A 22,764-nucleotide genomic window follows, 5' to 3' on the forward strand; every position below is an offset into this window, starting at 1 on the left:
CACTTGTTATAATGGGAACAAATGTTCTTATCGCGGTGCTTGGAGGGGTCAGTATGGCTGTAGATATGGCGGGGTCTTCAACGCCCGTTCAGATCGGCAAGGAGCTGGAATTAGTGAAACGCTACGTGCTGCTTGGTATCGTGAATCAAATTCTCGACCATGATATTCGAATCATTGGCGCGACTGCTACGAAGCTGCCGAGGCTTTACGAATCGATGATTAGAGGGCTCCAAGATCGGGTGCTGCTTGAGCTGGCTGCCATGCGCAGGCAATTTCGGGACAGCGGCATCGGCGTCGACAAGGAGAAGCGGAGCACGGCAGGACTCTGTGCGGAATACAGCTGCATGGGCTACCGGCATTCGTTCTCGATGCCATGGACCTTCGTGAAGGCTGAATCCGAGCGGCTGCTGAAGAGCTACTTGACGAGGTGACGTTCATCATTTTGTCAAAAAGCCGAAAAAAGTTTATTTGCAGAAGCGGTTTAAGGTTGAGAAGAACGGACGATCTTATGTAATATAGGGAGTAGACATTTGATGAAAAGGGGAGCAAGAAGCAATGCATAAGTGGATTATGTTCATCGTTTTCGCAGCAGCTTCGGTTTTGGGCGTATACTTGCTGACGACTCAGCTTCCGGGTAAGCCGGTTGACGAGGCAGCGTCATTGCCGCCGGGCGTTACATTATTGAAAGTGGAAGCCTCATCTGACTTCGTATTCGACAAAGAAGAGTACAAAGTTAAAGCAGGCGATAAAGTGAAACTCAAATTGATCAATAAGAGCGGCGTGCACGGTCTTGCCATTCCTGATCTGGGTATTGATCTTCAAGGCGACAAGATGGAGCAAGAAGTGGTATTCGATAAACCGGGTAAATACGAGATGCACTGTGCCGTTGCTTGCGGAACAGGCCATCTTGAGATGAAGTCCGTTCTAATCGTTGAATAACAAGCAAAAAGGAGCCCGCAAACGGCTCCTTTTTTATCATTATCACAACATTAGTCATACGAGCGGCGACGGCCTCTGCGGCTTCTGGCAACCGCGTAATCGCAGATGAAGCCGAGCAGTGCCCAGCTCGCAATCGTCAGCACGTACATCAAGTACACATTGACCTCATGAATGTCCACGATCATGTCTGTAATCCAAGCCGGAACACTGAACATGAAGAACACCAGATTATGTGGATCGTAGCCTGTAGAGTTATAAAGGCATAAAGCGACGCCGATAAGCGTTGCAGCAATCGTTACCGGATAGCGCATGCGTTGAATCTCCTTTACTGGAAGATTGACCTTGGGTTATTATGTGACAAAAGGATGTTCAGCATCCAACAAACATTGTCGAAGGAGCGAACTTATAATGATCACGCATATCGTATTGTTCAAATTGAAGGACGGCAGCCCGGAGAGCGTTGCGCGCACCGTTCAAGTGCTTAAGAATATGGAAGGCAAGATCGATGAGCTGCTGTCCATTGAAGTAGGGACTGACGTTCTGCACTCGGAACGTTCGTATGACATCGCGCTGATTACGAAATTCGAATCCATGGACACGCTGGCGGCTTATCAGGTTCATCCGATACATAAAGAAGTTATTGCGCATATAACGGAGGTTCGCGAAGCATCCGTATCTGTAGATTTCGAGAGCTAAGAAAAGGGCAAAGGGCGATTTAAATCATGGGTGACGTATTTGAAATGATGACCTACCTGATCGTCGTGATCATCAGTGCGATTGTCATGACGGTCTGGCTGAAACGCAAAGCACGCAAGAACAAGAGGTAATAACGGAACAGGGGTTTTGCAGGTATGTATTATGTAAACCGAGAGCAGCTCGCAGTGCGGCTGTCCGTCATCCCGGAAGTCACAATCGCGCTAGCGCAGCTTGAGAAGAATTGGGATGGCAGCTTGCTGCAAGGTCTTGCTCAGGAACGTGCCTTGCATTTGGCGATAGAGACCGTCACGGATATCGGAAGTTATCTGATCGACGGATTTATTATGCGCGATGCAAGCAGCTATGAAGACATCGTTGCGATTATTGAAGGTGAGCGCGTGTATCCGGCCGAGCTGCAGGAGACGCTGCTGGAGCTTGTCCGGCTGCGCAAACCGCTCGTGCAAGATTATTTTGAATGGAACCGGGCGCAGCTTCATCCCTTAACGACGCAGCTGCCTGCAACGTTACTCGCATTTAAATCCGCTGTTGAAGCGTATCTCGTCCAAGAGCTGGGCAGCTAGCTGCCGGAGGCTGTTGTCGATTTACGAATCAGCGAAAATGCGTTACAATAACGACATTAGAACGCGCTGTAGTGCCGAAGGTGGTGAGGGAATGGAACAGGATGGAACTCCGACGAATATGCAGAAGGAGCCGCTATTCAGGCTGGAAGGTTCGACAAGGCAGACCGTGCTCACGCTGCTCAAGACAAATGGACAGATGAATGCCGGTGAGCTCGCGAAACATCTGCAAATTACGGAAATGGCTGTGCGCCGCCATCTCGGCACGCTTGAGCGGGACGGTCTTATTGCGCCGACCATCGTGCGTCAGGCAATGGGTCGACCTACCCATATGTTCCGACTAACGGAGCAAGCGGAGCTGTTATTCCCGAAGAACTACCATGTTCTCGCACTGGACTTTCTGGAAGAGCTGGAGGATGATCCGGAGACGGCCATTATCGTTGACCGGTTGTTTGAAGGCCGTAAACGCAAGCTGATCGAACGCTATGCTTATCGCATGGATGGGAAGTCGCTGGAGGAGAAAGTAACCGAGCTGGCTTCGATCCAGAACGAGGGCGGTTACATGGTATCGCTCGAGAACGACGAGAACGGACTTGTGATGCACGAATACAATTGTCCCATTGCACAGGTCGCCAATCGCTATCAGCAGGCCTGCCAATGCGAGCTGTCGTTATTTCAGCAGCTGCTTGGAACGGACGTGGAACGAACGGAATGTTTGGCTAAAGGCGGCGGCAAGTGCAGCTACCGAATCGCAGGTTTATAAGCATAAAGAGGTATTAGGAGATGGTCCTAATGCCTCTTTTTTTTGCGAGTATTGTGTCAAAACAAGCCCATGGTGGGTATTATGTCAGTAAGTAAATGGGCAATAGCCCGCAAGGCAGTACGTTAGGAGGTGTCCGCTCATGGATCGAATATGGCTTGAGGGAGCAGCGGTTGCTGCTTTCATCGCATTGGTAATTGGGATTTTGCTCTGGCTCCGATCAGCGGATCGCAAGCTGGGGAAGTTGATTCAAACAGCCGAAGCGATGGAGCAGTATACGCAGCATGCGGCAGCTCAGGTAACTGCGCTGATGGATCCGGTGACCGAAACTGTCAGAACCGTGCAGAAGCAGCTGGACGGCATGTCCAAAGTGGCAGAAGCCACGAAACGAATTGGCGATGCAGCGAATCGATTGTCTTTTACCGTGAACCGGGTTTCCACAGACCTGAACGAAACGGTTGAACGACATGCTGCAAGGTCAGGCGAGAAAGTGAAGCACGGCATCACAGAAGCGCTTGACTGGGCTGAGGTCAGTTATGCGGTATGGCAGTTTTGGCAGAACAAACGGAAAGATAGCCGCGCCTCTGCATGCTCGAGCTATAACCAAGGGCAGGATACTACTAACTAATTATACAGTCGCTACGCTGCTGCGATTACCTAAGCAGAGCAAGCCGCTGTACCAAAGGAGTGTATTGAAGATGGCAAAAGTCAGTGGAAAGAAAAGTTTCTTAGTTGGTGCGATTGCAGGTGGCGTAATCGGTTCCGTGACAGCTCTGTTGCTTGCACCTAAATCAGGTCGTGAGCTTCGTAAAGATATCGCAGACGGAACACAGGTTGTTTCCGAGCATACCGTTCGCATTGCCGGCCAAGTAGGCGAATCGTCAACCCGTATCGCCAAACAAGTGGGCAGCGGCGTAACAGTTGCAGCAACCAAAGCGAAAGAAACAGCAAGCACGGTCATGGACAATGTTCGCAGCTGGCGCCAAGCCGGCAAAGAAGAAGTAGAAGAAGTGCTGGATGACGCCGGCGAGCTCGTGCAAGAAGCGGGAGAAGCGGTTCAAGATAAAGTGGAAGAACTGACTCACGAGAGCAAAGAAGAGCTTCAAACGATCAGTTAATGAATCGCATTACATGGTGAATGAACAAAAAGGCTTCGCTGCATGAGTTATGCGGCGAAGCCTTTTTGTTGCCTGCATCCTATTTGAAATTTCGAGCATGCAGCCGGTACTCCGACGGCGAGTAACCGAATGTTTTACGGAACTGCTTGGAGAAATAGAGGGCATCCGTGTAGCCGACAGAAGACGCGACGTGGTCGATTGACAGGTGATACTGGCCATTGAGCAGCTCCTTCGCTCGTTCCATCCGTACCTTGAGCAGAAATTGCATCGGCGACACGCCTGTCACTTGCTTGAACATCTTGGATAAATGCGTGCGATGGTAGCCTAAGCTTCTGGACAAGTCCTCGATTGAAATTTGCTGCGCATATTGGTAAGACAGCCAGCGAACCGCTTGTTTTATCTGCCTGTCAATGTCCGAAACGATAGCAATGGAATTAAAGGCCAGATTGCCTGCATTCAATAGCCCAAGCTCCTTCAGGAAGATACGAAGCAGCCCGTTTGCTTCCAAATCAGCAAGCTCCGGGAACGGATTGGACTCCAGTGCACCTCGAATTTTGCGATATAGCGCTGCAAGCTGTCGAACATCGTCCGTATGAACGATGGGACGAGACGGGGAGAAACCAAGCGTCAGCAGCAGATGCTCAGAGATATGTCCTTTGAAGGCAACCCACATATAATGCCAGGGCTCCTTCTCATCGGCTCTATAGGTAAACAGTTCATCCGGAAAAATAATAAAGGTATCGCCTTTCGCGCATGAATAGCGAATCCCGTTGATTTCGAAGGTTCCGCGGCCCGATAGCACGGTGTGCACGAGGTAATAGTTATGAACGGCAGGTCCGATGAAATGACCGGCGACCGGCTTGCCTTCCCCGCTGAAGAGCAGCGACAATTCACCTTGAGCCGGCTGCGAATTATTGTAGTCAGTAAATTTATAATGATCGGAGGTGCGGTGCAGACTATCGTTCTTGCTGCTTCTATTCGGCATCATTAAGGCTCCAATCCTCATCATTTCAGTAGGATCATTGTAGATCAAAAAACTACAAATGTACATATAAAACATGCTTTATTTCCTACTCAACCCGCTATTCCGTGCACTATAGTAGAGAATAGAAGAAGACATTAATCCGCTTACATGGCGGACCATTTTCAAGGAGGATATCATGCCGAAAATTACTTTTATTGGTGCAGGAAGCACTGTGTTTGCAAAGAACGTACTAGGTGATGTATTGCACACACCGGCGCTCCAAGGATTCGAAATCGCTTTGTTTGACATTAACCAAGAACGCCTGTCCGACTCCGAAACGATGCTGAACCATATCAAGAATACGTGCGGAAGCACTTCCACTATTAAAGCGTACACGGATCGCAAGGAAGCGCTGCGCGGTGCCAAATATGTCGTAAATGCCATTCAAGTCGGCGGATACGATCCTTGTACGATTACAGACTTCGAAATTCCGAAGAAATACGGCTTGCGTCAAACGATCGCGGACACTGTAGGCATCGGCGGTATTTTCCGTAACCTGCGTACGATTCCGGTCATGCTGGATTTCGCTAAGGATATGCAAGAAGTATGTCCGGACGCGTTGTTCCTGAACTACACGAATCCGATGGCGGTACTGACCAACGTGATGAACACGTACGGCGGCATCAACACGGTAGGTCTTTGCCATAGCGTTCAGGTATGCGTAGACCACCTCTTCGGTAACCTCGGCATGGATATGACGGGAGTAAAGTCCAAAATCGCCGGTATCAACCATATGGCTTGGCTGCTTGAAGTATCCAAGGACGGCGTAGACCTGTATCCGGAAATCAAGCGCCGCGCTCGTGAGAAACAGAACGAGAAGCACTGGGATATGGTGCGTTACGAAATGATGCTCAACTTCGGTTACTACATTACCGAATCGTCCGAGCACAACGCCGAGTACCACCCGTACTTCATCAAGCGCAATTATCCGGAGTTGATCGAGCGCTTCAACATTCCGCTGGATGAGTATCCGCGCCGCTGCATCGAGCAGATCGGCAACTGGAAGAAGCTGAAGGAAGAGCTTGTAAGCAATCCTGAGCTGCAGCATAAACGTACGCATGAGTATGCGTCGTACATCTTCGAAGCGATCGAAACGAACGTTCCGTTCAAAATCGGCGGCAACGTCATGAATACAGGCCTGATCACCAACCTGCCGAAAGAAGCTTGCGTAGAGGTTTCCTGCCTCGTTGACCGCAATGGCGTAACGCCGACATTCGTTGGCGATCTGCCTCCGCAATGCGCTGCGCTTAACCGCACGAACATCAATACGCAGCTGCTTACGATCGAAGCTGCGATGACAGGCAAACGCGAGCACATTTACCATGCTGCGATGCTTGATCCGCACACAAGTGCAGAGCTGTCGATGGATGATATCAAAGCAATGTGCGATGACTTGATCGTTGCCCATGGCGACTGGCTTCCAGCTTACAAATAAGTCGAAACAACGTTAAATAAAGCCTCTCCGGCTGCTTGAGCAGATTTAGATGCTCTGGCAGTTGGGGCGGCTTTTTGTTCATTGTTCGGGATCGTGCCGGCATGTTGACGTTTGTTGAACCTTGTCTGGAATTGCGCTAAGATGTAGGTACCTTTTCTTCATCGTATTCATATTCTATTGAAGTCCAGCCAAAACGTTCAAGAAAGCGGTGTGTCTGTGCAACAACCGATCGCAATATTGGATTCTGGTGTAGGCGGTTTGACAGTCGTCAAAGAAGTCATGCGCCAGCTTCCCCGGGAAAAAATCATGTATTTCGGCGATACCGCTCGTACCCCGTACGGCCCGCGGCCCGCTGAAGAGGTGACTCGGTTTACTAGGCAAATCGTTGATTATTTAATTCAATACCGCCCTAAAATGATTGTTATCGCCTGCAATACGGCAACGGCAGTAGCGCTTGAGGATATCCGCTCCCGTGTCGCGATTCCGGTAGTCGGCGTGATTTATCCCGGCGCTCGCGCGGCGAACGGTCGCACGCAAACAGGGATTGTCGGCGTCATCGGTACGGAAGGGACGATTCGCAGCAGCGCCTACGAAATTGCGCTGAAGCAGCTATCTCCGAACATTGAAGTCATCAGCCTCGCTTGTCCGCGTTTTGTTCCGCTTGTCGAACAGGGGAATTTTCGCTCGAAGGAAACACAAGAAGCGGTGGAATCGTCACTGGCTCCACTGAAGAAACGCGATATCGATACGTTAATCTTGGGGTGCACCCACTACCCATATTTATCCGATACGATCGCTTCCGTAATGGGCAGTGATGTGACACTAATCAACTCGGCAGATGAAACCGCTCGCGAGATCAGCACGATTCTGCATGACCGCAATCGTTTGACGCGTGATGGGGGTATTCCCGTGCATCAATTCTTCTGCAGCGGAGATCCGCGCATGTTTCGGAAGATTGCCCAACAATGGTTAGGTGAGCAAATCGAGCTAACGCCTGTCGTATGGCAGGTGCCTAATATCGTATAGATGTTCCGTGAGCAAGCCGGAGCCGCCTCCTTCAGTCGTATATGACAGGGGCGGCTCTTTGCTATGAATTGGCATGCCGGGCAGAGAAGCGGCATAGCATGTGACTAGACCTATTCAGAGGTGATCATATGCTGCATCCTTATGTTGTTCAGACCGGTGATACGCTGCTGCGGATAGCCCGCAGCTTCAGCATTAATTCCGAAGCTCTGTTAGCCGCCAATCCCCGGCTTCTTGCCGGCGAACGATTGAAGCCGGGGCTGCTGCTTGCAGTACCCGCTCAGCCAACCTTTACTTATCGGGTAAACGCTGGCGATACGCTGCTGCGTATTGCAGCTCTTTTTGCTGTTTCCACCCATGCACTGATTGCGGTGAACAGTCATATCGATCTCACCCAGTTACAGCTGGGCCAGCTCATTTGCATTCCGGTCGGGAGTTCCGGTCGTATCGTAAATGGAAGTGCTGAGTATGGCGCGCGAGAGCTGATGACGGATATCGAACAGCTTCAGAACAGCTATCCGTTTCTGCTGTGCAGACGAATCGGGCAAAGCGTTATGGGCAAGCCGATTAGCGCGCTCAGTCTCGGGGAAGGACCGTCCAAAGTGCATATCAATGCAGGCATGCATGCTAACGAATGGATTACAACGCCGCTGTTAATGACATTCGCGGAGGACTTGGCACAGGCAGCGGCGACGGGGACTCGGATTTGCGGCACGGATATTCGATCGTTATTGCGTAAGGTGACGCTATGGCTAGTGCCGCTGGTTAATCCCGATGGCGCAGAGCTCGTCCAAGAAGGCATGGGTGAGGATCATCCGTTTTATCATGAGCTGCTGGACTGGAACAACGGTTCAACAAGGTTCTCTAAGTGGAAGGCGAACATCCGCGGCGTAGATTTGAATGATCAATTCCCGGCCTTCTGGGAAGTAGAAGCAGAGCGGCGCGACGTTGCAGGTCCCGGTCCGCGGGATTATCCGGGGCCGAGGCCGTTATCGGAGCCGGAGGCACAGGCGCTTGCTTCTTTTACCGAGGAGGAGCAATTTGACCTTGTCGTTGCGCTGCATACGCAGGGACAGGAGATTTATTGGAACTACCGCGGCTACGAACCGCCGGAAGCGGAGCGGATAGCCGCGAAGCTAGCCAAAGCCAGCGGCTATAAATCGGTGAAGCTGTCAGGAAGCGATGCCGGGTATAAGGATTGGTTCATCCAGGACTACCGGAAGCCGGGTTATACCGTGGAGGTCGGATATGGAGTTAATCCTTTGCCGATGTCATCGTTTCATGACCTGTACGACGAAATTAAACCGCTACTCCTGACTGCTTTGGAGGCAGCCATTCCGGATATGCTATAATAGACGGAAGAAGGGGGCGGTTCCCATGAGGAAATTGCTTTCGCTCCGCCACTGGCGGACGGTGTTTGTCCGAATCTACCGCTTGCTGATCGCAAGGGAAGTTCGGCTGATGGACAAGCTGCTCTATGTTATTCCAGTGCTGCTGTACTGGGTAATGCCTGATGTGCTGCCTTTTCTGCCTATCGATGATATCGCGGTAACCATGATTGCCGCTGAATGGTACACGCGCTATATGGAACGCAAATACAGCAATCGATTGAGATAGCGGTTGAACAATGCTCCTCGTTTATTTACAATAGGAGAGATGATGAAAGAAGGAACGCCGGACATCCATGGTACGGCTGCATCCATAAATAAGGAGATGAATCGACGATGAATTGCAAAATTACACGTAACGCTGCGAAAGTGCTTCGCGAAGAAGTGGACAACCCTGAGAACGAAGGTAAGTTTTTGCGTATTTTCATTACGCATTCGCACGGTGATCATGCCCACTACGGGATGAAGATGGACGATGCTACAGACAATGACGAAATCATTGAAACAGATAAAGATATCAAGGTTGTTTTGGAGAAAGGCGTAGAACTGCTGGACGGTGTCAGAATCGATTACTTCTATGTACCTCAAGAAGGCTTCATGATTTCCAACCCGACTAAAGGCAACCACGGCGACCATTAATTCGTAAACGGTTAGGGAGAGAAACATGGCTAACGATATTCTGATTTGCGATAAATGCAAACATATGCGTACGAAATCCATGCTGCCGAAACTCGAGCAGATGGCACCTGGCACGGAAATCAAAGTCGCGTGCAAATCGTACTGCGGACCCTGCTCGAGATTTGCTTTCGTCTTCATTAACGGCCGTTATATTACGGCTCCGACCGAGGATGAAGTCATCGAGAAGGCACGCAAATATGTAAAGAAATAAGATAAAGAACCCCTGGTAGGCTTCCATGCGAAGCTTGCCAGGGGTTTTTTGCGCGATTGCGCCGGTTAACGAGCGAACATCGACTTGACCAGGTCATGCTCGATCACGAGATCCGATGCTTCAAGCTCAAGCCTCGCAGCCGCTGCTCCTGAGTTGCAGGCGGTAGGGTCCGTGGTGACCTCTTCACCTGTTGTGAAGGCGTAGCACTTACTGTGCTCGGGCAGCCCGTCTTCCGCTGGAAGATAGAGGACGGCTCCGTCCGTGAATGCTCCGTTTCGGAACACAATCCGTTTCTGATGCTGCTGCTTATCAGGCTGCGCGGTAATTAGCGGTGTTCCGATCATCGTTTGGTCAGCGCTGGAGATACCGAGAAGATGGAGCACCGTTGGCGTGATATCCAGCTGCCCGCCTACCTGTTCGTACGTACCGGCTCTCTCGTCATTGGGTAAATGCACGACGAATGGAATTCCTTTCAGAATCCGGAATTGTTCGGTCTCGTTTAAAGGATGACCGAGGAACGCTTCGAAGGGCTCCCATTCCCGGATGGAATTATCGTGGTCGCCGTAGAACATGAATATCGATTGATCCCATAATCCCGTTGCCTTGAGCTCTTCAACCAAACTGCCAATCGCAGCATCCACATAATGAATCGCCTCCAGATAATTGCCGAACATGGTGTTCTTGAAGGTGCCGACATCCAGGGTCTGCGCGGATTTCGGCAGCTGGTAGGGGTGATGGCTGGAGAGTGAAATGAGGAAGGAGTAGAAAGGCTGCTTCTCATTCACCATTCGATCGACGGACTGTTTAAAGAAGGATTTGTCTCCCAGCGACCATCCGATCGGCTCATCGATATAGTACGAATTCTTGCTAAAGAAATTATCGTATCCTAAGCGGTCGTACATCATATTGCGATTCCAGAAGCCTCCGTCATAAGCGTGAAAGACGTTTGCGGTATAACCGTGATCTTTCAACGTTTGCGGCATGCTGTCGTAGTCATGCTGTGCGTAACGGATGAAGACGGAGCCGGAAGGGAGCGGCTGCAGCGACACGTTGGCAGCCAGATCGGCATCCGAGGTGCGCCCTTGTGCGGTTTGGTGGTAGAAATTGCTGAAGTAGATGGATGATCCGATCAGCTTATTGATGTTCGGCGTGACCTCGACGCCATTCATCCGCTGGTTAATGACGAAGCTTTGAAAGGCTTCCAGTTGAAGCAGGATGACATTCTTCCCTTTGTATTTGCCGAACAGGGCATCGGATTCGAGCGCTTTGCGCTGTGCTGCGCGAGTTTCAAACCACTGTTTGGCTTCGGTTATTTGCTCGGCAGTAACGCTGCTGTTTTGAAACCAATGCTCATTCGCATACCGATACAGATCATAGCCATGGAAGCCGAGGACGCCCGTCACATTGTACAGGGATAGATTCCACCAATTGCCCGTGAAGAGCTCCGCTGCCCAGGTTTGTTTCGCTTTATGAACCGGGACGTACACGAGCATGAAGCCCATGATGAACAAGGCGATTCCTGCGACCAAACGACGAATGGCGATTCTGAGCCGATTCGGCTTCAGGTAAGACAGCTGCATGGGGGTTCTTCGGTTGCTGCGTATCCGGAAGAAAGTGAACACAGCAAGAGGAAGCAGCAGCAGCAGCCAGTCGGCAAAAAACCACAGGTCTACGACGTTCAGCAGGGAACCGATGCTTTCCCCCAGCGCTCCAACCTGTCCGGCCTGCATGAGAACCGGGACCGAGATGAGATCCTGAAAGTAGCGGAAGTAGATAAGATCGGCGTAGATAATGGCTGTCAGGATGATGTTTAGCAGGATGAGCGCGATTCTTCTTCCTTGCGGCGGCAGCCACAAGGTCCAGAAGGACGCGAGCGCAAGTGTTCCGGCTGCGGTCAATAAATCATCGCGGTTCATGGCCATGTTAGGTACGTGAACGAGTCGATCGAACAAAATAAGCTTAAACAGCATGAGTCCGATGAAGAGTAACGGCTCAAGCGCGATAAGGAGGGGAATAGCATAAAACGACGTCCGTTGCCGGCGCCGTTTTATGCTTCGAGAAGGTATATTCATCGATTGCGGTTTCCTTTCACAGCAGCTTACGATTTGGAAGGGCTGTCCGTTTTGTTGCGCGGAGGCAGCGGTCCAAAATACTGATAATACGTGCACTCAATACGACCGTTGAACAGCTTCCGTTTCTTATCCGCTTTGCGGCCGATCGTTTCTTCAAACGTACGGGACTGGGTCAATGCAAACATCGACCAAGTCGGGATATAGAGGGAGCTTAGTCCGAGCTGTCTGATCGCTTTCTCCGCTTCGTCCTCGTCGCCAAGTCTTGTTCCATAAGGCGGGTTCGTGATGATGCAGCCGTAGTCGCCTTCCGGCTTCACGCGGGAAACCGCCATTTGCTGCAGCTTGATTTCCTTCGCGAAGCCGGCTTTCTTCACGGCAGCCTCAGCGATTTCGAGTGCGCGCGGGTCGAGGTCTGAGCCCGTAATGTGGAGCGGGACGTTATCCTTCACGGAATCGAAAGCTTCCTCGCGTGCTTGCTCCCAGAGCTCCTCTGGGATGATGGACCAGCCTTCGCTGTTAAACGTGCGACGAAGTCCCGGTGCGATGTTCCAGCCGATCATCGCGGCTTCAATCGGAATCGTGCCGGATCCGCAGAACGGATCATAGAGGGGGCGTTCCGGGCGCCATCTGCTGAGCAGTATCATGGCTGCTGCCATCGTTTCTTTGAGCGGCGCTTCCGTTACCAGCTTGCGGTAACCGCGCTTATGCAAGCCTGGGCCGGTAGTGTCTAGTGTTAGCATCGCCACGTCATTCAGCAGCCAAACTTCGATGACATAACGCTGTCCGTTATCCTCGTGGAACCACTCGGTGCCGTAGACAGACTTCATTTTCTCGACGATTGCTTTCTTCACGATACTTTGGCAGGCGGGCACGCTGGTCAGCTGTGACTTATGCGAACGCCCTTCCACCGGAAATTCAGCATCCTCGGGAATCCAATCCGGCCAATTGACCGCCTTGGTGCCTTCGAATAATTCTTCAAACGTTCTTGCGGGAAATTCCGCCATCTTGATCAATACGCGGTCAGAAGTGCGGAGCCATAGATTAGCGCGGCAAATATCAGCCAGACCACCTGTAAAAATAACGCGTCCGTTCTCCACCTTCTGATCGGTGTAGCCAAGATCCATCAATTCGCGTGCGACGACTGCCTCGAGCCCCATAGGAGCCGTTGCAATCAACTGCAGTTTGTCCATTCGTGTATCACTCCGCCTAAGCATCATATAAGGTGAAACTTATACTTTCTTATCTTTCATAAAAATCATACAATCAAGTATAGGTCATCCAAGGGATTAATTACAAACATTACATTCGTTATTATGGAGAGGAGCAGGAAACGATGTCGACGGAACAGTACGTAGAACGGCTGCTTGGGGAAGATGCGGATTTGGCTCGGGTGCATCAGACGATCGAGCAATTAGGGATGCCGGAGATTTCGATTGCAGCCGGATATGGTCGTCTGCTGACGATGTTGGTGCGCATGTCCGGTGCGAAGAATGTGCTTGAAATCGGCGCGCTTGGCGGCTACAGCGGGATTTGCCTGGCCAGAGGATTATCCGATGGCGGACGCTTGACTTCGCTTGAGCTGCTGCAGAACTATGCGGATGTTGCGCGCGGAAGCTTGGAAGCAGCCGGTCTTGGCGATCGCGTGGAATACCGAGTCGGAGATGCTAAGGAGAGTTTGGCTGTGCTCGCCGAAGAAGGCCGCAAATTTGACTTCTTCTTCATCGACGCGGACAAAGAGAGCTACCCGCTCTACCTGGAGTGGGCGATCAAGCTCGCGAACCCTGGTGCGGTAATCACGGGAGACAATGCGCTGCTGCACGGCAGAACGATTGATCCCGAGAAGAACGGTCCATCGGTTCTCGCGATGCGCGAGTTCAATGAATCGATGGTTAGCGACGAGCGGCTCATCGGCACGCTGCTGCCGGCTTACGACGGCCTCGCCGTTGCGGTTGTGAAGTAAACTTGTTGAAGCGGTTGAGCAGGGGATGCTCGGCTGCTTTTTTTTGTGCGAACGGCGGGATACTCTAACGAAAAAATAGCCCAGGGATTCCCCTGGGCCATCTATCCAACTATCTCTTTGCTTCGCTAGGTATCGCTCGCTTGGATACCAGCGTCCGCCTGACCCAGACGGCATTGATCACAAACAGCGCCGAAGAGATGAGAAACACGCCGCGTATTCCCGTCCAGCCCGAGATGATGCCGCCGACGATCGGGCCAATCATGTTGCCGAGTGACAGCATGCTGCTGTTGATGCTGAACGCGCGGCTTTCCATACCGTCCGGGGTAAACCGGCGGACGAGCGAATTAACCGATGGAATGAGCCCGCCTAAGAAGCAGCCTTGCAGCAAGCGGAACAGCAGGAGCTGCCACACCGAACCGGCAAAAGCCTGCGGGATGAACATCAGCGCCGCTCCGATCAGCGAGATGCCGAGTATGCGCTCTTGGCCAATGCGGTCACTCAGCCTCCCAAGTAAAGGAGAGGCGACCATATTGGAGAGGCCTGCCGCGGAGCCGACGAATCCGGCCCAGAATGCCAGATTGACGACCGTACCGTGCAAATCCTGCACATAGAGCGGCATGAGCGGCATTGGGCCGATGATCGCGAACTGCAGCAGGAACGTTACGGCGAAGAGCGACATCAGCTGTGGTACACGCGAGAGCTTACGAAAGCCGTCAATGACGGACAGGTTCGGACGAGCAGCCGCTTCCTGTCGATTGAAGCTCTCGCGAACGATGAAATAAGCCAATAGGGAAGCTAAGAACAGCAAGCTTCCGGTTAAATAGAATATCGGTCGATACCCGACCGCATCTGCGAGCAATCCGCCGATGAACGGCCCCAGAATGCTGCCCGCAATTCCGCCGGACTGCAGCGTCCCCATGGCGAAGCCCGTCCGCTCCTTCGGTGTCGACACCGAGATGAGTGAGACGGCGGCCGGGTTAAAGCCGGAGATGGTGCCATTGACCATTCGCAGCAGCAGCAAGTGCCAAGGGGCTGTAGCGAAACCCATGAGGATCATGACGATGGCCATGCCGAAGCCGGAACGGAGCAGCATCATTTTGCGCCCATAGCGGTCTGATAGTTTTCCCCAGAGCGGTTGAAAGAGGAAGGCGGTCACGAAGTTCCCTGCAAAAATCACGCCGGCCCATGTCGCGATTTCATGCTTATTGGTTAATCCAATGCGTTCCGACTGCAAATAAAGCGACATAAAAGGGATAATCATCGTCATTCCGCCCATGACGAGAAATTGACCGAACCAGAGGACGGCCAGATTTTTCTTCCACTGTTCCATTTCGATTCTCCAATCACAAGACTCAGATTTGACAAGCTGTAAACATCGTAACGACAGTATAACATAGCCGAAACCTAACATTGTCATATGTTTGTCAATGATAGCGGGGGACGGGCGGTTGTTACACTTGGGCAAAAAGGGCATAATGGAAACGTAGGGAAAACGATAGAAATGGGGAACTTCAATGAGCTACAACGACCTATTCCTCCGCGCGTGCAGAGGAGAACAAGTCGATCGCTTACCCGTCTGGTATATGCGACAAGCGGGACGTTACGATCCCGATTACCGTAAAATAAAAGAAAATTACTCGCTGCTCGAAATTTGCAAGAGACCGGAATTGGCTGCAGAGGTTACGATGATGCCAATCAAGAAGCTCGGCGTGGATGCAGCGATCTTGTATTCCGATATTATGAATCCGGTGGCGTCGATCGGCATCGATTTTGACATTGTGGCTAATGTTGGTCCTGTCATTGCGAACCCGATCCGCTCGGCCGCAGATGTTGCTAAACTTAAGCCGATCGATGTGGAAGGCGATTTGTCCCATGTATTAGAGACGATTCGCATCTTGGACCGCGAGCTTGATGTACCGCTGATTACGTTCGCAGGCGCACCATTTACGATTGCAAGCTATTTGATTGAAGGACGTCCTTCGAAGTCGTACATTCGAACAAAGTCGCTGATGTACTCGGAACCGGCGGTTTGGTTCCAACTGATGGATAAACTAGGCGACATGGTCATCGCTTATCTTCGGGCGCATGTAAACGCAGGCGGCAAGGCGTTCCAACTGTTCGACAGCTGGGTTGGCGCGCTTGCTCCGCATGATTTCAAGACGTTCGTATTGCCGACGATTGAACGGATTTTCAGCGAGCTTTCGGATTTGCCGCAGCCGAAAATTTATTTCCCGGGCGTAGCGTCCGGCGAGCTGCTCCCGACCCTGACGAATGTTAAAGCCGATGTCATCGGCTTAGACTGGCGCGTGCCGATTGCGGAAGGTCGCCGCAGACTTGGCGGTTCTTTCGCTGTACAGGGGAATCTTGATCCGTATGTACTCACCGCACCAATGGAAGTCATCAAAGAACATGCGAAAGCCATCATTGACGAAGGCATCAAGCAACCGGGTTTTGTATTCAACCTCGGTCATGGCTTGTTCCCGGAAGCATCGCTCGACAAGCTTCGTGAGCTTACCGAGTTTGTTCATGATTACTCCGCTGAAGCTATGAAGGCGTTAGGCGGTAAGCAGGAGGAGCTTCTCCATGGCTAATGGTAAAATTGGCGTACTTGTCATGTCGTACGGAACGCCGGAGAGCATGGATGGAATCGAAGAATATTACACGCATATCCGCAGAGGACATGCGCCGACACCGGAACAGCTGGCTGAACTGAGCAGCCGTTACGAAGCCATTGTCGGCGGCGTGTTCCCGCTGCGCGAGAATACGAACCGTCAAGTGGCCGGCCTGCAGGCAGCGCTTGACGCTGCAGCACCCGGTCGCTATAGCTGCTATCAAGGCTTGAAGCATGCGCGCCCTTATATCGAAGACGGCGTTTCGGCAATGGCTGCAGATGGCATTAAGCATGCGGTAGGTATTGTGCTGGCGCCGCATTACTCCACGATGAGTGTCGGCAGCTATATGAAACGTGCACAAGAGAAGGCGGAAGAGTTCGGCATTCAATTTGCAACGGTCGAAAGCTATCATACGCATCCGAAGCTGATTGAAGCGCTTGTGACGCGAGTCAAATCCGCATATGAGGCGCTGCAAGGTGTACAGCCTGTGAAGGTACTCTTCAGCGCGCACAGCTTGCCGGTCAAGATTCGCGAGATGGATGATCCTTACGAGCAGCAGCTGCTAGAGACATCCAAGCTTGTAGCGGATGGAGCAGGTGTTGCGGACTGGCAGTTTACATGGCAGAGCGCGGGTCGTACTCGTGAGCCATGGCTCGGGCCGGACATCCTCGAGACGATGAAGGAAACCGCAGAAGCTGGCTATAAAGGCGTGCTGGTTGCTCCGATCGGTTTCGTATCCGAGCATTTGGAAGTGCTCTACGATGTTGATATTGAAGCGCAAGCAGAAGCCCTCGAACTGGGCATTAAATTGCAGCGTATCGAGATGCTGGGCACCGATCCGCTCTATATGGAAACATTGGCCGATTCCGTTCAAGACGCGTCAAGAGCGGAATTCGTTTAGCAGATAGCGTTATTACAGAGGAGATGACTCGCATGCGGGGGAACGGTAAGCTCGATCGCTTCGTCGTTATCGGAGGCGGAATCAGCGGACTTAGCTCCGCTTTTTATTTGCTTAAGGAAGCGAAGCAGCGCGGCCGGGAAGCGGTCATTACGCTTGTTGATCCATCGGAGAGAATCGGCGGCAAAATCAACACGCTTCGCCGCGACGGCTTCATTATTGAACGCGGACCGGATTCCTTCCTGGCACGCAAGACGCCGATTATTGATTTGGCTTATGATCTTGGCATCGAGCATGAATTAACCGGCACCAACCCGGCTGCCAAGAAAACCTATATTCTTCACCACGGTAAGCTGCATGCCATGCCTCCTGGCCTTGTACTTGGTGTGCCGACTGAAATCGCGCCTTTCGCCAAGACAGGGCTGCTGACTTGGGGAGGCAAGCTTCGTGCGATGATGGACTTCGTACTGCCGGCGAGCAAAGAAACGGGCGACGAATCGATCGGAGACTTCCTGTCTCGTCGACTGGGAAGCGAAGTCATGGAGCGGGTTGCAGAGCCGCTGCTCGCGGGTATATATGCCGGTGAGCTGCGGAATTTGAGCTTGGCGGCGACATTCCCGCAGTTTCGAGATGCGGAGCGTAAGCATGGCAGCTTGATTCGAGGGATGCGTGCCAATAAACGGAAGGCAGCTCTAGCGCCGCCAAGCGTGAGCAGAGTGCCTGCGGCCGTCAAGAACAGCATGTTCCTGACGTTTAAAAGCGGACTATCCACGATGCTGGAAGCGCTGGACTCTGCCCTGTCTAGTGTGGAGCGGCGTATGGGACGGAAGGCAGTCGCTTTCCGTCAGAACGATCCCGATGAGCATGGTGAAGATTCTGCACCATATGAAGTGCTGTTGAGCGACGGTGAGATTCTGGAGGCAGATGGCATCGTAATTACGGCGCCTGCTTATGATGCCGCGGATTTACTGGAGCCGCACATGAACGTAGATACGCTTCGTGACATTCGTTATGTATCGGTAGCTAACGTTGTCATGGCTTTCGATAAAGCGTCGCTGGGCGTAGATTTTGATGGATCAGGGTTTGTCGTCCCTCGTTCGGAGGGGACTACGATAACAGCTTGTACATGGACATCGGCTAAATGGCTGCATTCCAGTCCTAGCAATAAAGTGCTGCTTCGCTGTTATGTCGGCCGTGCCGGCGACGAGGCGGTTGTCGACTTGCCGGATGATGTATTGAAAGAAGCCGTACGGAGCGACATTCGACTGGTGATGGGAATTACAGCTGAACCGCTGTTCACTGAAATTACCCGTCTGCATCATTCTATGCCGCAATATCCGGTCGGACATTTACAGAAAACCGCGCAGCTTCGTACAAAGCTGCGAGCAGAGATGCCAGGTGTATGGTTAACCGGTGCCGCATTCGATGGTGTCGGGCTGCCGGACTGCATCCGCCAAGGGAAAGAAGCTGCTTCCGGCGTCTACAAGTCGCTGCTGGGGGAGTATAAATAAGTCACGCCGAATCAGAGTGTCGACATCGTCTAAAGCGTTTCGCTTTAGACATTGTCGGCACTCTTTTTGGTATGCATCGATACATGCTTCGGATTATTTTGGGAAAAGAGGAAATGATAAACACAACTTTCATGAAGGTGTGAAGCGTACCATGCGTCAAAGAAAGCTCTCGGTATTACAAGTCGTTCTTCTCCTTCTTACTACCACAGTGATCACGAATCAAAATATTATCGTTCCGCTGCTTCTGGACTCCGCGGGAAGAGATGCATGGTTTAGCGTCCTATTGGCCTTTGTCCCGGGTATTCTCTTGTTAGGCGTAATGAAACATATTATGACTACGACCGGACAAGAAGCGATCATTCCTTGGGTAAAACGGAAATTCGGCGCTTTCGCAAGCACAATTCTGGGTTTGATCCTCTTCCTTTATTTATTCTCTAGTAGTGTCATTGCATTGAAGGATACGACCAATTGGGTGGATGTGACGTTTCTGCCGGAGACACCGGGTTTCGTGATCGCCGCCGCTTTGACCGTTATCTGTTTTTTTGCTGCTTATGCCGGACTTTGGTCGATCACGGTCTGCGCGGGGATACTGCTGCCATTTGTATTTGTATTCGAAGGGTTCATGGTCACCGCGAATATTCAATTCAAAAATTTTCATTATATGACGCCGATGTTGGCGAACGGATTTTCACCCCTATCAGATGGACTTATTTATTCAACCAATGGAGTTCTCGAGATCCTGATTCTCCTCTTGATTCAGCAGCACTTGAAGGAGAAGGTGCGCTATAGCTCATTACTGATTTTGTTGATTATTACCGTTGGCATGATCCTCGGTCCTCTGATGGAATCCATCGTGGATTTCGGACCCGCTGAAGCAGCCAGACAGCGATTTCCTACCTTTGAGCAGTGGGGTTTAGTCACCTTGGGCAAAAATGTCGCTCATTTAGATTTCTTATCGATCTTCGAATGGTTAAGCGGCTCTTTTATCCGAATCTCCTTATGCATGTATGTGATGGTTGAGCTCCTTGAACTGAAGAAGTCTGCCATTCGCAAACTGATCCTCTATATCATTACGATCATTATGTTTATCGTTCCGCTGCTGCCGATAAGCGATGCCTTGTTCGTATGGTTTTTGCGTGAGTTCTATTATTCCGTGTTATTGCTCCTTATTGTAGGCGTTGTGTCGTTATTGTTCCTGTTCTCGATAATCGTACGCGTGAAGGAAAGGGGGAGTCCGAGTCAATGACGGCTGTTCTAGACCACCAATCTATCGAAGAAACATTACGAGCATTGTTCAATCGAAGCTCGGACGTCATCTTCCAGCGTGTTCGTTTATTGAGCGAAGATGAGAGCTTTGAAGTGCTGTTGATTCACTGCGAGGGGTTATCGGATAGCAAACGAATCGATCAAATCGTGATGCCGCAGCTTGAGAAGCTGCCGGCGGATCAAGTGAAAGAAGGCAAGATCGGAAACTTGTCCTTCCAACCGCTGGAAAATAACGCGCAGGCTATTGTTGATGCCGTATTCTCGGGCAAACTCCTGTTATTGTTCGATACCAACAGCTCCTTATTTATGCTTGATATCGCCAATCCTCCTCAGCGTCAGCCGGAGGAATCCAATACGGAAGTATCGGTAAAAGGTCCGAGGGACGGTTTCACGGAACAGATTTCTACGAATATCGCGCTGATCCGTAAACGGCTTCGCACGGAGTCGTTATGCTGCGAGAGCTATGTGATCGGCCGAAGGTCTCGGACCAAGGTGGCACTTCTCTATGAAGACGATATTATAAATCCGGCTATTATTGAGATGGCGCGCCAGCGGATACAACGCATAGATGTGGATGCGCTGGTCAGCAGCGAAGAGCTTGCCGAGGCGATTTCGGATTCGCCATTTGGCTTGTTCCCCTTGGTCGATTATATAGGACGTCCTGATTTTGCGGTGGAGGCGTTGCTGAGGGGAAGATTCATCGTCATTGTGGATGGCACGCCAATGGTATTAATTGCTCCGACTACGCTGTCATCGCTGCTGAAGACGCCTGAAGATATTCATGCCTCCTTTCTATATGTAGCCTTCGAATCTCTGCTGAGGTATATAGGACTGTTCTTGGGGATTTGTGTTCCCGGCTTTTATATAGCGCTGACTACGTTTCACATGGATCAAATCCCGATTACAACCTTGGCAAGCGTAATCAATGTTCGAAGAGGCTTGCCAATTCCGGCGCCTTTGGAAGCTTTCCTCATGCAAATCACGTTCGAATTGTTTCGCGAAGCGGGCATCAGACTTCCGAAAGGCGTCGGACAAACGGTAACCGTCGTGGGAGGGCTGTTTATTGGACAAGCAGCGATCGAAGCGGGCTTGACTTCTCCGGCCATGCTTGTCGTTACAGCGCTGTCGATGGTCGCTACATACACATTAGTCAATCAATCGCTTGGCGGACTCGTAACAGCGCTGCGATTATTTGTCTTAGCTTGTGCTGCATTTTTGGGTATGTATGGTTTTTTTCTGGGGATGTTCGCGATTATTTTGTATCTATCCACGCTCGAATCCTTTGGCGTCCCGTATTTGGCACCTATGTCGCCGCCGATATTTAAAGATTTGCTCATGGCCGTCATGACCAAACCAAGAGTGCTTAACCGCACAAGGCCCCTCATTTACAGGACTGGAGACCGCGTTAGAAAGGAGAAAACCAAATGAACAGATTGGTCGGAGTTCTGTGTATGACCCTGTGTGCCTGTATCATGCTTACTGGATGTTGGGATGTGAAGACAATCTCCGACTATAATTTCGTCACCGCCCTCGGTATTGATTATGCGGAAGGCAAATATAAGATTTACACCGAATTAATGGATTTCGGTTCGATCAGCAATCAAGAAGAGGGCGGAGACGGCGGGAGTGAACGAGCGACGGTCTGGGTAGGCAGGAGTGAAGGAGAGACGCTGTTTGCGGCAATTAATGAATTATACAAAACCGGGCAGCAAAGCTTGTACTGGGATCATTTGATGGCGATTGTCTTAAGCAAGAGCGTGCTGCAGAAAGATATCAACCGTTTTATTGATTCCATCCCCCGCTTTCCGCAGATCCGGTATAATTCATGGATTTTCGGGACGGATGAGTCTATTGACGAGGTATTTAAGCACTCCACTTTTTTTAACTTTTCTCCCATCTCCAATCTCTTACACAATCCATTGGTGCTTCATAAGCAATTGTCGGTTATTGCCCCTATTCGCCTCAATAAAGTGTTGGCCAACGAAGGGGAGCCCGGAGAAACGGATCTTATTCCTACCTTAAGCATGGATAAGAAGGATTGGGAGGATAACGATAAGCCGCAGCCTGTATTATTCATGAACGGTGCATTTGCATTAAATAACGGCAAAGCGCAGCATAGCTTCACCGAAAAACAATTAAATGGCGTGAAGTGGGTCCAGCCGCAGATGAAACGAGCCGTTATCCCCGTGGTACGGAATCATAAAGCATTCGGAATGGTGACGCTATTCAATCCAAAGAAGAAAATCCATATTGCCGCCGCCAAGGCCGGTAAACCGGTATTTGAGATGGATTTGATGTTTACGGGGATTATAGAAGAAATGTTGGATGATTCACCGGTTGAGCTCATTAGGGAAAACGCCGAAATGGGAATACGCAGCGAAGTGCTAAACACCTTTAAGATCGGGATCGCAAAGCATGTAGATCTGTATGGCTTGGAGCAGTTCTTATATCGGAATAACAATAAAGAGTGGAAAAGGCTTAGATCATCAGGTGTCAATGGAGAACTGATGTTGACGGAGGATTCATTGAAGAAGGTGAACGTTCACGTGAATATTCTCCATTCCGGCATGAATGACATGAAGCCGTATTAGAATG

The 22,764-nt window shown here is 51.0% G+C and carries 25 protein-coding genes; 20 read left to right on the top strand and 5 right to left on the bottom strand.

The genetic code is table 11. The features are described 5' to 3' along the window. Positions 1-53: 53 nt before the first annotated feature. Positions 54-431 (top strand): YhjD family protein, encoded by a 378-nt coding sequence (locus tag BLW29_RS20240; protein ID WP_090982939.1) that lies wholly within the window; start codon positions 54-56, stop codon positions 429-431. Between the two features lie 124 nt (positions 432-555). Beyond that, positions 556-939, top strand: coding sequence for a cupredoxin domain-containing protein (locus tag BLW29_RS20245; RefSeq protein ID WP_090982941.1), 384 nt, complete (start codon positions 556-558; stop codon positions 937-939). A 50-nt stretch (positions 940-989) separates the two neighbouring features. Here BLW29_RS20245 and BLW29_RS20250 read toward each other — a convergent pair whose 3' ends face one another. Next, complete coding sequence (locus BLW29_RS20250; RefSeq protein ID WP_090982943.1) at positions 990-1,250, bottom strand: hypothetical protein; 261 nt, start codon at positions 1,248-1,250, stop codon at positions 990-992. Positions 1,251-1,347: 97 nt separating this feature from the next. Here BLW29_RS20250 and BLW29_RS20255 point away from each other — a divergent pair, with 97 nt between their 5' ends. From BLW29_RS20255 to BLW29_RS20275, 5 genes are all read left to right on the top strand, one after another. Beyond that, positions 1,348-1,635 carry a Dabb family protein gene (locus BLW29_RS20255; protein WP_090982945.1) on the top strand — a complete coding sequence of 96 codons (288 nt, stop codon included), beginning with the start codon at positions 1,348-1,350 and terminating at the stop codon, positions 1,633-1,635. 155 nt (positions 1,636-1,790) lie between these two features. Continuing rightward, complete coding sequence (locus BLW29_RS20260; protein WP_090982947.1) at positions 1,791-2,216, top strand: DUF86 domain-containing protein; 426 nt, start codon at positions 1,791-1,793, stop codon at positions 2,214-2,216. A 91-nt stretch (positions 2,217-2,307) separates the two neighbouring features. Then, positions 2,308-2,976: a helix-turn-helix transcriptional regulator gene (locus BLW29_RS20265; protein WP_256208739.1), complete on the top strand. Its 669-nt coding sequence runs from the start codon at positions 2,308-2,310 to the stop codon at positions 2,974-2,976. A gap of 139 nt (positions 2,977-3,115) precedes the next feature. Beyond that, entirely contained in the window at positions 3,116-3,601 is a 486-nt protein-coding gene (locus BLW29_RS20270; RefSeq protein ID WP_090982949.1) for a DUF948 domain-containing protein, read from the top strand. 70 nt (positions 3,602-3,671) lie between these two features. Beyond that, a complete protein-coding gene (locus BLW29_RS20275; RefSeq protein ID WP_090982951.1) occupies positions 3,672-4,091 on the top strand; it encodes a YtxH domain-containing protein in 420 nt (139 codons plus the stop codon). Between the two features lie 79 nt (positions 4,092-4,170). On the opposite strand, the gene BLW29_RS20280 is transcribed toward BLW29_RS20275, so the two are convergent. Beyond that, complete coding sequence (locus BLW29_RS20280; protein WP_256208740.1) at positions 4,171-5,079, bottom strand: AraC family transcriptional regulator; 909 nt, start codon at positions 5,077-5,079, stop codon at positions 4,171-4,173. A 172-nt stretch (positions 5,080-5,251) separates the two neighbouring features. On the opposite strand from BLW29_RS20280, the gene BLW29_RS20285 reads away from it, so the two are divergent. The 6 genes from BLW29_RS20285 to BLW29_RS20310 all read left to right on the top strand — a co-directional run bounded on the left by BLW29_RS20285 (position 5,252) and on the right by BLW29_RS20310 (position 9,850). Next, positions 5,252-6,550 (top strand): alpha-glucosidase/alpha-galactosidase, encoded by a 1,299-nt coding sequence (locus tag BLW29_RS20285; RefSeq protein WP_090982953.1) that lies wholly within the window; start codon positions 5,252-5,254, stop codon positions 6,548-6,550. A 216-nt stretch (positions 6,551-6,766) separates the two neighbouring features. Continuing rightward, entirely contained in the window at positions 6,767-7,576 is an 810-nt protein-coding gene (gene racE / locus BLW29_RS20290) for a glutamate racemase (protein ID WP_090982954.1), read from the top strand. A gap of 128 nt (positions 7,577-7,704) precedes the next feature. Continuing rightward, complete coding sequence (locus BLW29_RS20295; RefSeq protein WP_090982956.1) at positions 7,705-8,925, top strand: M14 family metallopeptidase; 1,221 nt, start codon at positions 7,705-7,707, stop codon at positions 8,923-8,925. A 25-nt stretch (positions 8,926-8,950) separates the two neighbouring features. Next, positions 8,951-9,190, top strand: coding sequence for a hypothetical protein (locus tag BLW29_RS20300; protein ID WP_090982957.1), 240 nt, complete (start codon positions 8,951-8,953; stop codon positions 9,188-9,190). A gap of 107 nt (positions 9,191-9,297) precedes the next feature. After that, entirely contained in the window at positions 9,298-9,600 is a 303-nt protein-coding gene (locus tag BLW29_RS20305; RefSeq protein WP_090982959.1) for a heme biosynthesis protein HemY, read from the top strand. Positions 9,601-9,625: 25 nt separating this feature from the next. Beyond that, a complete protein-coding gene (locus BLW29_RS20310) occupies positions 9,626-9,850 on the top strand; it encodes a YuzB family protein (RefSeq protein ID WP_090982961.1) in 225 nt (74 codons plus the stop codon). Between the two features lie 65 nt (positions 9,851-9,915). On the opposite strand, the gene BLW29_RS20315 is transcribed toward BLW29_RS20310, so the two are convergent. Further along, positions 9,916-11,922 (bottom strand): LTA synthase family protein, encoded by a 2,007-nt coding sequence (locus BLW29_RS20315; protein ID WP_090982963.1) that lies wholly within the window; start codon positions 11,920-11,922, stop codon positions 9,916-9,918. 26 nt (positions 11,923-11,948) lie between these two features. Beyond that, positions 11,949-13,112, bottom strand: coding sequence for a THUMP domain-containing class I SAM-dependent RNA methyltransferase (locus tag BLW29_RS20320; protein ID WP_090982965.1), 1,164 nt, complete (start codon positions 13,110-13,112; stop codon positions 11,949-11,951). 143 nt (positions 13,113-13,255) lie between these two features. On the opposite strand from BLW29_RS20320, the gene BLW29_RS20325 reads away from it, so the two are divergent. Beyond that, entirely contained in the window at positions 13,256-13,882 is a 627-nt protein-coding gene (locus BLW29_RS20325; protein ID WP_090982967.1) for an O-methyltransferase, read from the top strand. A 109-nt stretch (positions 13,883-13,991) separates the two neighbouring features. Here BLW29_RS20325 and BLW29_RS20330 read toward each other — a convergent pair whose 3' ends face one another. Next, on the bottom strand, positions 13,992-15,212 hold the full coding sequence (locus BLW29_RS20330; protein WP_090982968.1) for an MFS transporter: 1,221 nt from the start codon (positions 15,210-15,212) through the stop codon (positions 13,992-13,994). A 184-nt stretch (positions 15,213-15,396) separates the two neighbouring features. Here BLW29_RS20330 and hemE point away from each other — a divergent pair, with 184 nt between their 5' ends. From hemE to BLW29_RS20360, 6 genes are all read left to right on the top strand, one after another. Further along, entirely contained in the window at positions 15,397-16,473 is a 1,077-nt protein-coding gene (gene hemE, locus BLW29_RS20335; protein WP_090982970.1) for a uroporphyrinogen decarboxylase, read from the top strand. Then, complete coding sequence (gene hemH, locus BLW29_RS20340) at positions 16,466-17,395, top strand: ferrochelatase (RefSeq protein ID WP_090982972.1); 930 nt, start codon at positions 16,466-16,468, stop codon at positions 17,393-17,395. The genes hemE and hemH overlap by 8 nt, the downstream gene beginning before the upstream one ends. Positions 17,396-17,427: 32 nt before the next feature. Next, positions 17,428-18,903, top strand: a complete 1,476-nt coding sequence (gene hemG / locus BLW29_RS20345; RefSeq protein ID WP_090982974.1) for a protoporphyrinogen oxidase — start codon at positions 17,428-17,430, stop codon at positions 18,901-18,903. Positions 18,904-19,054: 151 nt separating this feature from the next. After that, a complete protein-coding gene (locus BLW29_RS20350; protein ID WP_177186731.1) occupies positions 19,055-20,149 on the top strand; it encodes an endospore germination permease in 1,095 nt (364 codons plus the stop codon). Further along, positions 20,146-21,597: a spore germination protein gene (locus BLW29_RS20355; protein WP_090982976.1), complete on the top strand. Its 1,452-nt coding sequence runs from the start codon at positions 20,146-20,148 to the stop codon at positions 21,595-21,597. Before BLW29_RS20350 ends, BLW29_RS20355 begins: the two co-directional genes overlap by 4 nt. Beyond that, entirely contained in the window at positions 21,594-22,760 is a 1,167-nt protein-coding gene (locus tag BLW29_RS20360) for a Ger(x)C family spore germination protein (RefSeq protein WP_090982978.1), read from the top strand. Before BLW29_RS20355 ends, BLW29_RS20360 begins: the two co-directional genes overlap by 4 nt. The last annotated feature ends 4 nt before the right edge of the window (positions 22,761-22,764 follow it).

The organism is Paenibacillus sp. CF384 (assembly GCF_900106745.1).
Classification (GTDB): domain Bacteria; phylum Bacillota; class Bacilli; order Paenibacillales; family Paenibacillaceae; genus Paenibacillus_Z.